Source organism: Bacillus sp. JJ1122, from assembly GCF_036964885.1.
Taxonomy (GTDB): domain Bacteria; phylum Bacillota; class Bacilli; order Bacillales; family Cytobacillaceae; genus Mesobacillus.
In genome coordinates, this window is sequence record NZ_JBALQL010000002.1 from 14,822 (window position 1) to 27,644 (window position 12,823).

General features: G+C 39.5%; 15 protein-coding genes. 12 read left to right on the forward strand and 3 right to left on the reverse strand.

The features are described from left to right. Window positions 1-21 precede the first annotated feature (21 nt). Window positions 22-681 carry a phosphate signaling complex protein PhoU gene (phoU, locus tag V7201_RS02025; protein ID WP_335375113.1) on the forward strand — a complete coding sequence of 220 codons (660 nt, stop codon included), beginning with the start codon at window positions 22-24 and terminating at the stop codon, window positions 679-681. Between the two features lie 751 nt (window positions 682-1,432). Here phoU and V7201_RS02030 read toward each other — a convergent pair. Together V7201_RS02030 and V7201_RS02035 are read right to left on the reverse strand one after the other, a co-directional pair. Continuing rightward, complete coding sequence (locus tag V7201_RS02030) at window positions 1,433-1,912, reverse strand: hypothetical protein (RefSeq protein ID WP_335375114.1); 480 nt, start codon at window positions 1,910-1,912, stop codon at window positions 1,433-1,435. Next, a complete protein-coding gene (locus tag V7201_RS02035) occupies window positions 1,909-2,283 on the reverse strand; it encodes a hypothetical protein (protein WP_335375115.1) in 375 nt (124 codons plus the stop codon). Before V7201_RS02035 ends, V7201_RS02030 begins: the two co-directional genes overlap by 4 nt. 328 nt (window positions 2,284-2,611) lie before the next feature. Here V7201_RS02035 and V7201_RS02040 point away from each other — a divergent pair, with 328 nt between their 5' ends. The 9 genes from V7201_RS02040 to V7201_RS02080 all read left to right on the forward strand — a co-directional run bounded on the left by V7201_RS02040 (window position 2,612) and on the right by V7201_RS02080 (window position 9,875). Then, entirely contained in the window at window positions 2,612-3,082 is a 471-nt protein-coding gene (locus tag V7201_RS02040) for a DUF4912 domain-containing protein (RefSeq protein ID WP_335375116.1), read from the forward strand. Next, window positions 3,079-4,299, forward strand: coding sequence for a glycosyltransferase family 4 protein (locus V7201_RS02045; protein ID WP_335375117.1), 1,221 nt, complete (start codon window positions 3,079-3,081; stop codon window positions 4,297-4,299). The genes V7201_RS02040 and V7201_RS02045 overlap by 4 nt, the downstream gene beginning before the upstream one ends. Next, on the forward strand, window positions 4,296-4,928 hold the full coding sequence (locus tag V7201_RS02050) for a hypothetical protein (protein WP_335375118.1): 633 nt from the start codon (window positions 4,296-4,298) through the stop codon (window positions 4,926-4,928). Before V7201_RS02045 ends, V7201_RS02050 begins: the two co-directional genes overlap by 4 nt. 57 nt (window positions 4,929-4,985) lie before the next feature. Then, the gene (rpmG, locus tag V7201_RS02055; protein WP_071395755.1) at window positions 4,986-5,135 is read left to right on the forward strand and encodes a 50S ribosomal protein L33; all 150 of its coding nucleotides are present in this window, start codon (window positions 4,986-4,988) and stop codon (window positions 5,133-5,135) included. A gap of 117 nt (window positions 5,136-5,252) precedes the next feature. Continuing rightward, window positions 5,253-5,822 carry a 5-formyltetrahydrofolate cyclo-ligase gene (locus V7201_RS02060; RefSeq protein WP_335375119.1) on the forward strand — a complete coding sequence of 190 codons (570 nt, stop codon included), beginning with the start codon at window positions 5,253-5,255 and terminating at the stop codon, window positions 5,820-5,822. Then, window positions 5,812-6,606 (forward strand): DUF92 domain-containing protein, encoded by a 795-nt coding sequence (locus V7201_RS02065; protein ID WP_335375120.1) that lies wholly within the window; start codon window positions 5,812-5,814, stop codon window positions 6,604-6,606. The genes V7201_RS02060 and V7201_RS02065 overlap by 11 nt, the downstream gene beginning before the upstream one ends. Window positions 6,607-6,735: 129 nt before the next feature. Further along, window positions 6,736-7,686 (forward strand): L-lactate dehydrogenase, encoded by a 951-nt coding sequence (locus V7201_RS02070; protein WP_335375121.1) that lies wholly within the window; start codon window positions 6,736-6,738, stop codon window positions 7,684-7,686. Between the two features lie 210 nt (window positions 7,687-7,896). Then, window positions 7,897-8,094: a hypothetical protein gene (locus V7201_RS02075; protein ID WP_335375122.1), complete on the forward strand. Its 198-nt coding sequence runs from the start codon at window positions 7,897-7,899 to the stop codon at window positions 8,092-8,094. A gap of 245 nt (window positions 8,095-8,339) precedes the next feature. After that, a complete protein-coding gene (locus tag V7201_RS02080; protein WP_335375123.1) occupies window positions 8,340-9,875 on the forward strand; it encodes a rhomboid family intramembrane serine protease in 1,536 nt (511 codons plus the stop codon). Here the strand turns inward: V7201_RS02080 and V7201_RS02085 are convergent. Then, window positions 9,853-10,725, reverse strand: a complete 873-nt coding sequence (locus V7201_RS02085) for a hypothetical protein (RefSeq protein WP_335375124.1) — start codon at window positions 10,723-10,725, stop codon at window positions 9,853-9,855. The genes V7201_RS02080 and V7201_RS02085 overlap by 23 nt on opposite strands. A gap of 169 nt (window positions 10,726-10,894) precedes the next feature. Here V7201_RS02085 and V7201_RS02090 point away from each other — a divergent pair, with 169 nt between their 5' ends. Together V7201_RS02090 and V7201_RS02095 are read left to right on the forward strand one after the other, a co-directional pair. Beyond that, a complete protein-coding gene (locus tag V7201_RS02090; RefSeq protein WP_335375125.1) occupies window positions 10,895-12,355 on the forward strand; it encodes a spore germination protein in 1,461 nt (486 codons plus the stop codon). A gap of 248 nt (window positions 12,356-12,603) precedes the next feature. After that, window positions 12,604-12,819 (forward strand): YqgQ family protein, encoded by a 216-nt coding sequence (locus tag V7201_RS02095; RefSeq protein ID WP_335375126.1) that lies wholly within the window; start codon window positions 12,604-12,606, stop codon window positions 12,817-12,819. Window positions 12,820-12,823: the final 4 nt, after the last annotated feature.

Genomic DNA, 12,823 nt, shown 5'->3' on the forward strand with positions numbered 1-12,823 from the left:
AGTTGGAAGGATGAGGATTACATGGTGGTTAGAGGAAAATTTGATGAAGACCTTAAAACATTGCATGCCAAATTGCTTGAGCTTGGAAATTTTGCAATAAACGCACTGACTAAATCACTCGAAGCTCTGGAAAATAAAGATATTGAACTAGCGTTAAAAATCCTTGAAGATGATGCTGATGCGAATATTCTTGAAGAAGAAATCAATGATTTTGCGATTTTATTGATTGCAAAACAGCAGCCAGTAGCAGTTGATTTAAGAAGGCTAATTGTAGCCATCAAGATTGCTACAGATATTGAAAGAATGGCAGACTTTGCGGTGAATATCGCAAAATCCGCAATCAGGATTGGAAATGAACCGCTCGTAAAACCTATTGAACATATCAAGCAGATGCATCAGCTTTCGCTGCAAATGCTGACATTATCGCTTGAAGCATACAATGAAGAGGACTTAGGCAAGGCAAAACAGGTTGCTCAAATGGATGATCAGGTTGATGAGCTATATGGCCAGACAATTAAGGATTTATTGTCCCTTGCACAAAGTAAGCCTGAGCAGCTGGCGCAAATTACTCAGCTATCGTTCATAAGCCGATACCTCGAAAGAGCAGCCGACCATGTTACAAACATTGCAGAAAATGTTTTCTACCTCGTTAAAGGCAAAAGGTATGACCTTAACCAATAGAGTAAAAGAAAGGAGCAGGGAATTCCCTGCTCCTTTTAGTTTATGGACAAAAGGGGTGCGGAATGGTCTCAATTTGAATTTCATTTGTCTTTTAATATTAATATTCCACTTGATTAACTCCGCGTGTCTCCTCTCTTTTCTCTGGCTAATAGTCATGATCATACTTTGAAGCTATTTTACCTTCTTTTTCACACATGAATGTAGCCCAGAATACTGACACGTTAATATGTCCAGCAATAAGGGTTCTTGGTTCCCTTGAAAAACAAAAATTGGAAAAAGTGGACGCCAATACGGCCTACTGGTTACACAGATGAACAAAAATTGGAAAAAGAGGAAGTCAAAAAGGCGTATTGGTTACATGAATGAACAAAAACTGGAAAAAGAGGACGCCAATAAGGCCTATTGGTTACATAAATGAACAAAAACTGGAAAAAGAGGACGCCAATAAGGCCTATTGGTTACATGAATGAACTAAAAACTGGAAAAAGAGATCGCCAATAAGGCCTCTTAGTTACCTGTATGAACAAAAACTGGAAAGATACGTCACCAATAAAGCCTTATTATTACCATAAAGACTGTAAAAACAGGACATCAATAAAGCTTCTTGATTACTCGGATGAACAGTAATTGGAATACGAAGTGCCTAGAAATCAACAAACCATTTAAGAGACAGACAAAAAAAGACTGCCGACAAACTCGATTTTCATCTGGTTTGTCGGCAGTCGGAAGGGGTCTCCAATCTAATAAGATATTACCTATTTTTCGTAATTACCTTTGCAATCTGGTCATAATCCATGCCGCCGGTTAATTCATACCGCCCGATTTGGACCTTCATATGGTAGCCTTTATCAATCAGGAATCGTTCGAATTTATCTTCATCATCGATGATTCCCTGGCTCTTCAGCATAACTGCCACGTCCCCAGGAGTCATGCCGCCAGCGATTACAAGCGTGAACTTCTTCTCTTCTTTTACCTCTTCGGGTTTAGCTTTTTCAGCAGGAGCTTCTGCTTTTGTCTTTTCCTCTTTTGCTGCTGTTCTTTTCTCGTTGAGTTTTGCAAACTCATTGTTGTCCATTACTTTGTAACCTTTAGTTTCGAGAAGCTGTTTTGCATTGGATACAGTTACTTTCTGCTCTGTACCTTTATTTGCTATTACATTGCTTCCTGCCCAAAGGAATATGGCAGAAAACAGAATCCCTAGTGCGAATGCTTGTGCTGTCCGTTTATTCATACGATCTGTCCTTTATCAACAAAGTCATTAATGATTTCCTGTACTTCCTGAGTCGAAAGTGAAGACTGCTTTGCAATCTGATTAAGGTCCATTCCTTGCTGGGCAAGTGACCATACTTGGTTTTTAATGATATCGTGGATTTGCTTTTTTCCTGTATTAAAAGAAGATCGTTTATCCAGGATTGAATCATTGACTAGCAATTCTTCTTCGAGTACTTTCAGCTTTTTTTTGATTTGATAGAGATCCTGAATCTGCTGGATTGTCAGCTGATCAATTTCCTCGCGCAGTTCCTTATACGGATCCTTTAAAAAGAAAGAAAGTATGAAAAGGATGGCGGCCAAGGCAATCAGGCTTAAGATTATATAGCCCATCTGTTATTCCTCCCTAGCTGTAATTAAAACACATAAAGTTAGTGTACCATTCCAAATTCGAAATTTCGATTTATATTTTTTTCCTAAAAAAAAATGATAGTTTTGTCATAATATGATTTCCAGTCGTTGTAAAGCATGTCGATAAAAGACCATATTTGTAATACATATTGACTATAGAAAATTATTTGCTCGTTCTTCTGCTGATAAAGCAATAGGGTGCAAATTACGACAATTTGCGTTCATTGTAGCAAGGTAGTTAAAATGCTAACATAAATTTATAGAATATATGATCAATATGAGCAATAAACTATTCATTTGGAGGTGCAGCGTGGCGAAGTACAATAATTGTTCAATTAAGGAATCAGACTACCTGGCTGCGCGAATCCTTTCGCCTAAAAAGCTATTTGTTTTTTGGCAGCTGCAGGATGAAAAGGTTAAGTTTATGGCCGATTACTTCGACCTTCCAGAAGCAAAAACTGTAAAATCTTTGCGGCTGTATGAAATATCCGCTTTTGAAGGTGCAAAGCATTCAACATGCATACTTGAAGTGATCTTGCGGCAAGGTGTATCCAGTTGGCTATTTAAAGGGATTAGTGAAAAGCGGAATTATGAAGTTGAATTTGGAATAAAGCGAAATGAGGCAGATTTTTTTCCATTGCTTAGATCAAATCCAATTATATTAAATGATAAATCGATATCTCCAGAATGTAGTAATCATCCTTTAACATCTCCCGAATGGACTGCGCAGGTAAGTACATACACCTATTATGAGAACATCGAAGGGAGCACCAGGAAGTGATTCAGAGGGAAGAAACCGATCAAAAGAAATCAATTCTTATGCTCTCATGGGAGTATCCACCACATATTGTTGGAGGTCTTGCGAGACATGTTCATGCACTGTCCATCGAGCTTGTGAAAAGAAATTATGAAATCCATGTTATTTCTTCAATGGCACATGGTGCACCCGGCTATGAAAAGAAGGATGGTGTGCATATCCACCGGGTGGCTCCCCTAAATGACCAAGACTCAAATTTCATTTCATGGATTGGCGGCCTGAATTTAGCAGCAGCCAACCTGGGGCTTTCCATTGCACGAGATACCATAGTGGATGTGGTCCATACTCATGATTGGATGACCGGTCCTGCAGCGGAATTTCTTAGTAGTTCCTTAGGCGTTCCACTTGCCGCTACAATACATGGCACAGAATACGGGCGGAATAAAGGGATCTTTACCGAGCTGCAGCAATTTGTTTTTGACAAGGAGAAGTCTCTTGTCCATGCATCAGATAAGGTAATTGTATGCAGTGACTATATGGCAGACGAGATTAAGCAGCTGTTCGGAGAACCAGAAAACAATATTTCAGTCATTCCAAATGGGTCAATAATGGAGGAGGTAAGTTTTCAAGAAATAGATGTCGAGAAAATTTATCCTTTTATTAATGGGAAAAAGGTGATCTTTTCGATTGGAAGAATCGTTAAAGAAAAAGGCTTCGAAACATTGATAAAGGCCGCATCAATCTTGAAAGAAACCATTCCGAATTTGTGCTTTGTGATTGCGGGAAATGGTCCATTACTAGAATCTTATAGGCAGAAGGTAAAAAAATTTTCATTAGAAGATTCGGTTTATTTTATCGGCTTTATTCAGGATGGAATTCGAAAAGGGTTTTTAAAAAGAGCTGATTTGACCGTATTCGCAAGCCTGTATGAACCATTTGGTCTTGCTGCCGCTGAAGGACTGGCAGCAGGTAAACCCACGATCATTGCCCAAACCGGGGGACTGCAGGGTTTGGCAGAAAATTTAAAGACAGGCTTTTATATGGAACCAGGAAATGTAAAAAGTTTGGTTGATTCTATTAAGTTTATCCTTGCAAATGAACAGCTGGCAAACAAAATAGCCCTGAATGGGAAACTGGCAGTCAGAGAAAAGTTCAGCTGGTCAAAAAACGCAAAGGCGACAGATGATCTGTATCAATATTTATTATTAACGCATTCTTGCGAAAAGGAGGGTTTAAATTGAATATAAATGCTTATCTTCAGGCAGAAAAAGATGATGGAATGGTCATTTGCAGAAAATCCTTGATTTTTTCACCAGGTTTATGGATTAACGGTAAGGTGTATTGGCTTGATGATGCAAGCGAGAAATTGCTTCCGAAAGAAGAAATGTCTATAAAAATCAGACAGCCTAATATTCATTCAAAGATAGAGTTTTTAGATATTTTTGTTACAAACCATTCCAAAAACAGCAGGCATGCAAAGTTGATTTTGATGCAGCAGTACACGGAAACAGCGAACGATCAATTCAGTTTTGTTTCCCCAAGCGAGGATGTCATCTATCATTTTGCCGATAAAAGGATTTTCCTGGTAAACGGAATCAACAGTACGGGTAGAATGAAACAATGTACGGTCCAGCCGATTTGGAATGTAAGCACCGACCGGCTATGGACTTGCCGTGAGTCAGGTATACTTAGTTATCAGCCTATGGCAAAGGGAGCTGCTGCCAGTCTTTTTTCTCTGGATTTGGATATGGGCCCTAGGGAAACTCAAAAAAGCAGCTGCTGGTCAATAGAAGGAACTGAGAAAAATACAGTAATAAATTTGAATCATATGCTTTTAAAAAACACACTAGCATTTCCCGACAAAAAGTGATATTATAGAAAAGTCGTATGCACGAACCTAGCTTGAATTAGTTTGGAGGGAAATTACATGCGTGTAAACATTACATTAGCTTGCACAGAGTGCGGAGATCGCAACTATATTTCTAAAAAAAATAAGCGAAACAACCCAGATCGTCTTGAGCTAAAGAAATATTGCCCAAGAGAAAAACGTACAACTGCACACCGTGAAACAAAATAAGCAGCGGGATTTTTCCCAGCTGCTTTTTTCTTTGCCTTTTTTCAGAGCATGATGAAGCAATTAATGGTAAAGTTTATACATAGGATTATATCTTTGTGACCATTGGAGGAAGAATAAGTGGAAGCAAAAAAAGAATTTCGTAAAATGGTAAGGAAAGAATTGTCAGCACTAAATTTGCCGGAATATGAGCATTTATCCTACCAAATTGCTCAGCGGCTCTATCTGGATGAATATTGGGAAATGGCTTCAACGATCGCCATTACAATGTCAAAAATGCCTGAAGTTGATACTTGGCAAATAATCAGGAAAGCCTGGGAGCAAGGTAAAAGGATTGTTATCCCAAAATGTGCACCAAAATCAAGAGTGCTGGATTTTCGGGAGTTGACCCAGTTCTCCCAGCTTGAATCAGTGTATTACGGACTTTTAGAGCCAATTGTTTCTGAAACCGTAAAAGTAAAACCAAATGAGATTGATTTAGTTATTGTTCCAGGGCTGGCTTTTTCTAAAACAGGTTACAGACTCGGCTTTGGGGGAGGATACTACGACCGTTTTCTGGCAAACTATCAGGGGAACACTCTTTCTTTAGCCTTTGAAAGTCAAATCGTATCAGACATCCCAATTGAATCTCATGATATTCCGGTAAGTAAAATTATCAGTAATGTTGAGGTTAATAAAGTTGGGGGCTGAGCAATTAATCATCCCATTTTTTATTGCCGCTGTTGCGGTGGCTTCTTTATATTTGAAGTTTCTCAGTTTCTCTGGAGCAGTCGCTGCATTTGTTACCGGCTTGTTCGTCTGGTCAGGGTTTGGAATAAAGGGATTGATTCTTATGGGGATCTTCTTTGTGACATCCAGTTTGCTGTCTAAGTACAAGCAAAAGCGAAAGGAAAACCTTGGTGAAGTGCATGAAAAAGGATCCGCGAGAGACTGGGCACAAGTTGCTGCCAATGGAGGAACAGCTGCCATTGCTGGGTTTATGAATCTGTTGTTTCCAGATCCTGTTTGGATGCTGGCATTTTCAGTTTCTCTTGCCAGTGCTAATTCTGACACATGGGCTTCAGAATTAGGTGTTCTAAGCAAAAGTGATCCGATATCAATCAAAGGATTTAAGAAGGTTCCAAGGGGTACGTCGGGTGCAATTTCACGTTTTGGAACACTCGCAGCAGCCACAGGCTCCTTGTTGATTGCGAAAGCTGCTAATTTGTTATTTAATCTTAACCTCGATTGGACAGTGGCCATTTTTATTTTAGGATTAGCTGGCTCTTTTGTGGATACCTTACTTGGCGCTTTTTTACAGGCAGGTTATAAATGTGTAGAATGTGGATTGCATACGGAAAAAACAATGCATTGTTCAAAAAAAACTGCTCGATTGACTGGATATGAATGGGTGAACAATGATGCAGTGAATTTTTTATCAGGTTTTGCAGTAGCTAATATGGGGATGATTATATATATTGTTTTTTCTTATTAAAGTTAAGGGCTTAGTTTGTAACAAAATGTTTATAATGATAACGTTTTCGGTAATACATAAGGATTCATAATTAATGTACTATATTAAACATGGAAATAGTAAGCAGCCGAATTTTAGGAGGATGCCGATATGAAAAATCGTGTTAATAGAGTTGTCCTGGTAGGTACTGGCTTCGTGGGGTCAAGCTATGCATTTGCAATGATCAATCAGGGAGTGGCAGAAGAGCTCGTTCTTGTAGACCTCAATAAGGAGAAATCTGAAGGGGATGCAATGGATTTAAACCATGGTATGGCTTTCGCGCCTTCACAAACGAAAATATGGTTTGGTTCATATTCAGATTGCAAGGATGCTGACTTGGTCGTTCTTTGTGCAGGAGCTAATCAGAAGCCGGGTGAAACAAGACTGGATCTTGTTGAAAAAAATACGAAGATATTTAAAAGCATTGTCGATGAAATAATGGCAAGCGGCTTTGATGGGATTTTCCTTGTCGCCACAAACCCTGTTGATATTCTCACGTATGCTGTTTGGAAATTTTCTGGCCTGCCAAAGGAACGTGTCATTGGTTCAGGGACAATCTTAGATACAGCCAGATTCCGCTTTTTGCTTGGAGACTATTTTAAAGTCGACACAAGAAACGTTCATGCTTATATTATTGGAGAACATGGTGATACCGAATTACCAGTCTGGAGCCATGCTGACATCGGTGGTAAACCAATCGAAAAAATGATGAAGGACCAAGAACGTTATAAACACGATGACCTGGAAGAAATTTTTACGAATGTAAGAGACGCTGCTTACCATATCATTCAGCGAAAAGGGGCAACTTATTATGGGATTGCGATGGGACTTGTCCGTTTAACTAAAGCCATTCTGCATGATGAGAACTCAATCCTGACTGTTTCCGCCCAGCTGAACGGTGAATATGGACACACTGATATTTATATAGGGGTACCTGCAATCGTGAACCGTAGCGGTATCCGGGAAATAGTCGAGCTATCACTAAATGACGAGGAGCAAAAGAAATTCGATCATTCTGTAGAAATACTGAAACAAGTCATGGATCCTGTGTTAAAAGGCTAAATTTCGAAAGCTGCCATTTTTGGCAGTTTTTTATGTTAGTTGCTTTGATTTATATTTCTGAATGAAGGTATCATCCTATATATGGGATTTAATAACGAGTGTGAAACCGTTTTCTTCTATTATATATACACAACTTTTGGAAGGTATTTTTTTTCGTTCATCGGGATAAAAACTCGATCTCTTTCCCAAAATAAAAGGGGAGGGATTTAAATGGTCAGGAAAATGATTTCGATTTTTATGGTTGGTCTTGCCGGATATTTTCTATTTGAAAACAGGTACAGGGTTATGAATGTATTGCTCGGAAACAGGTTCTTGCGAAGGGTCGCAGTTGGCTCATTAATGGGATTGCCCGGTGTAAGGAGCAAAATGCTTCAATCTGTATTTTCAGGACCTTCAGATTTTCAGTAAAAGACCCTTTGAGGTCTTTTTCTGCTTTATTCCAAGGTTCGTATCTTAACTATGAAAAAAAGGACCAGGTACATATGAGATAAGAAGGTGGTATACAAGGCCTCTTGATATGTGAGGAAATAATATTTAGTTTATAATATTTTTAGTGATAATTTAACATAAGGCATATACATATTGATAATAAATTTATAGCCGCATTATTAGGCAAGAAAGTAGGGGAGAAGTTGGCTTTTTTGGAGGAATATTTGTTTTGGAAGACCGCAGAATTCCTGATTGACCAAAAGGAGTATCGGATTCTGCAGCTGTCAAAGGGCCAGGAGGAGCTGTGGCTGGAGAAAACAGAAAACAAGCAAGCTCAAGTCATTCGCTTGCTTCATTATAATATTGATTGGAGCAACTGGCTCCAAAGAGATATAGAAATGACAGCAGACAATGGGGAAAGCATCCGCAAAAAGCTGGGTAAAGGAGATTTAAAGCTATTGAATCTCTATTTCAGTTCTTATCCACCAGTAGATGATTATGAATTCAGGTTGAAGGAACCTTTTCAATCTCCTGACAAACCAAAAGTCAGCGTTACATCAATATTAGTAGACCGAGCACATGCAGCGGATGCGGTAAATCGGATAGAGGAGCATTTTGGCACAAATGCAGAACTGGTATATACAGATGATTATTTAGATTATGATATAGAAACAATAAAGAAAAACGCCATTTCAACAGCATTGAACAGAGCTAAGGCTGAACAATCAGTATTTAATTATGGCAAACCATTCTTCACTTATCTTTTTATTGCCATCCAAATTATCGTGTTTCTTGTTATGGAATTCGCTGGGGGCAGTACCAATTCATCCACATTGATAAAATTTGGAGCTAAATTCAATCCTCTTATTCTTGAAGGTGAATGGTGGCGTTTTTTCACACCCATTTTCATTCATATAGGCCTCCTTCATTTGTTGATGAATACGCTGGCTTTGTATTATTTAGGAACGATGGTAGAGCGACTTTTTGGGAATTTCCGTTTTTTAATTATCTATCTAGCGGCAGGATTCACTGGTGTGCTCGCTAGTTTTTTATTAAGCCCCAATCTATCTGCTGGAGCGAGTGGAGCGATATTTGGCTGTTTTGGAGCCTTGTTGTATTTCGGCGTCAGCAATCCGAGATTATTCTGGAGAACACTGGGACTCAATATTCTTGTAGTGCTTGGTATCAATCTGGCATTTGGATTTACGATTCCTGGAATTGATAATGCAGGACATATCGGCGGACTGATTGGCGGTTTTGCAGCTGCGGGCATTTTACATCTGCCAAAGAAAAAGCGCCCATTGCTGCAACTCGGGTACCTGGCAGCTGCAAGCGCTTTGATTTTTCTGTCATTGCAGTATGGTTTCAGCGGAAAAGCCGAAATCGTTGATGAGCGGTCAGTCTTGGTGCTTGCCCAGCAGCACATTATAGCCGGTGAGTATGGTAAGGCACGTCAATTGCTGTCCACATATTCAATAGAAGAAAATCCCTCTGCAGAGACATATTTTCTGCTCTCATATACGGAGATTAAGCAAGACCGCCTTGAGGAAGCAAAAGGCCATTTGCTGAAAGTGGTGGAAATGGAGCCTGAGTTCCACGAAGCTTATTATAATTTGGCACTTATATATATGGATGAAAAAAATTACAAAGATGCTGAAAAATATGTCAAGAAGGCAGTAGAACTGAAACCGGATCAGGAAGATTACAAGAAAACATTGAGTCAAATTAAAGGTTTACTTAAATCAGCTGCTTCAGAATAATGCTTTCACCATCTTTGGTTTGAGTTACTGCCAGTAAATGGCTTTTATCCTTAGAAATTAAAATAAGCGGCATGGTACTGTCTAGAGAGTCGACTACAGTGCCGTCGCTTTTTTTTATGCCAAGGTTGTAATTTTTATATAATCCCTCCCACAGCCTTCCGAGTATATTAGCTGTTTCTCTCTGTGAAAATCCATCGATTGGCTGATCTTCATATTTACGGATTTCATATAAAGGGATGGCGATGTAGTTTGAGAGATTAACTCCATAATTCTTTGCAGCTTTCAGGAGGCTTTTATTGAGCCTGTTTTCTGTGCTTCGATCAAGGACTTGCTTCCATTCCCTCTCTTCCTTGCTATTTGGAACCCTGAAGGAACTGAGTGGGCTGAATTGTGAATCAATTACGTAAAGCCTATCCTCAGACATCCGTTGGGAACTTGAAATTCTATCTCCGTTGCCATGAACCTCAGAGTAATGAAAGGTGATGGCATCATATCTTCCGCTTTCTCCTGTTGAAATGATATCTTCCTGTGAAAGGTCAGATGTATCCTGTTCCCATTTGGCCACTTTACCCTTCAAAAGACCATTAATAAATAATAGGCCTAAATCCTGTCGTAAATAGGCTTCCCGATCTAGTGCAGAGTTTACCTTCCAATCAACTTGATGCTGATTATTTTTTTTATCTTTTAACAGAGTTAACGTAGTATTTGCAGCTTGATAGTGAACAGATTCATCTATTGGAAAGAAGGTGATCGTTTCCTGTATAGACTTGAATAGCTGAAGTTGAATCACGATAGCAGAAGCTGCAATCGCCATTGCGCTAATTCCTAAAAATAAAAAACGTTTCCCCATGCATATCCCTCTCAACGTTCATATTAGTTTGTCCGGTATAAACACTATATGACCACTGTTCTTAAGACATGCATTAAGTATGTTTTATTGATTCTTGGGCAAAGATGGTGAAGAAATAGTCAGGAAAAAAATGGTTTATTGCTGGAATGAAAGGTGTTTGAGTTACGCTATGACAGAGAAAAAGAAGCATCTTGTACAAGAAAGCCTAAAAGAAAATATTGAATTCCTAAGAAAAGAACTTGGTATTGGCAAAAGTTTTGATGTCATTCAGCTTGATGTAGAATATGCGGGCCGAGATATGGCGCTGTTCCTGGTTGATGGTTTTGTAAAGGACGATATCTTATTATTTATCATGCAATTGCTGGCCAAGCTGGAGCCAGGGACCTTAGAAGTAGACACATTGAAAAAAATGGTGAAAACGTATATACCATACGTAGAGGTTGAAACAACTGATGATTTAGATAAAGTAGCGGATATGGTGCTTGCAGGTCCAACAGCCTTGGCGATTGATGGAATCACAGAAGTAATTTTGATTGATGCCAGGACCTACCCTGTCAGGGGACCAGAGGAACCTGATACCGAGAGAGTTGTAAGGGGTTCAAGAGATGGCTTTGTCGAAACACTCGTATTTAATACCGCTCTTACACGGAGGAGAATCCGTGACCGCACCTTAAGGATGGAATACATGCAGGCTGGCAGGCGTTCTAAGACTGATATTGTCGTTTGCTATATTGAAGATATCGCTGATCCCGAAATGGTCAAAAAGGTAAAGGATGCCATCAGCAAAATTGATACTGACGGTCTTCCAATGGCCGAAAAGACAATTGAAGAATTTATGGCTGGCCGTCATTGGAATCCTTTTCCGACAGTAAGGTATACAGAAAGGCCCGATACGGCAGCAACCCATTTATATGAAGGCCATGTCTGCATTATTGTTGATGGATCACCAAGCGTCCTTATCACTCCTACAACTTACTGGCATCATTTGCAGCATGCCGAGGAATATCGAAATAAACCAATAGTTGGAGCATATTTGCGATTAGTTAGATTCATGGCAGTATGGTCATCATTATTTTTGCTGCCGCTGTGGTATTTATTCGCAGTAGAACCTGGACTGCTTCCGGATAAGCTTTCCTATATAGGCCCAAATGATCCAGGTCAGATACCATTGTTTTTACAATTCTTCATGATCGAAATCGGCATAGATGTCCTGAGGATGGCAGCAATACATACTCCAACCTCACTGGCCACTGCACTCGGACTTGTCGCTGCATTGATGATTGGCCAGGTTGCGGTAGAGGTTGGCCTTCTGACCAATGAAGTCATCTTATACCTTGCTATAGCAGCAATTGGCACGTTCGCGACTCCAAGCTACGAAATGAGCCTTGCCAACAGGCTGGTACGATTATTTTTGCTGATTTTAACAGCTGCGTTCCAACTATACGGTTTCTTGATAGGGATTGTCTTGTTCATCATCATGCTCGCAAGGATGAAGTCATTTGGCGTCCCCTACCTCTGGCCGTTCATACCGTTTAACCTGAGGGCTTTCCGTGACGTCTTGGTGCGTTCACCAATCCCATTGAAAAATCGGCGTCCGCGAATTTTGCATCCGCAGGATCCGGATCGTTAATAATGTGAAACGAAGAAAAGCAGCCTCCGCTGCTTTTTAGTTTTTTGGGGGATTATGGCTAGAAAATTAAACAAACATTTAATAGGGCCGATAAATCAACACGATATTATGTACTTTGAAACAGTTTAATAAAAGAAAGATAAATAAAGATAAAATCTTCTCCAGCACACTTGAGGAGGTTCTATGTATCCATTATACTTAAGTATTGTAGACATGCTCTTATATTCACAAACATTGAGGGGAATACGTTGAAAACCATTTATGAAATCCAGCAATTCCTGAAAAAGTTCGGGACCATAATTTACATTGGCGACAGAGTTTCTGATTTAGAGCTTATGGAGTCAGAATTGAAGGAACTTTTTAATTCCCAACTGATCGAGACAAATGTTTATCAGACTGCAATATTGCTGTTAAGACATGAGATACAGCTGGAAAAAGAAAAAACTGCAAATAAGAAAAGGTGATGCA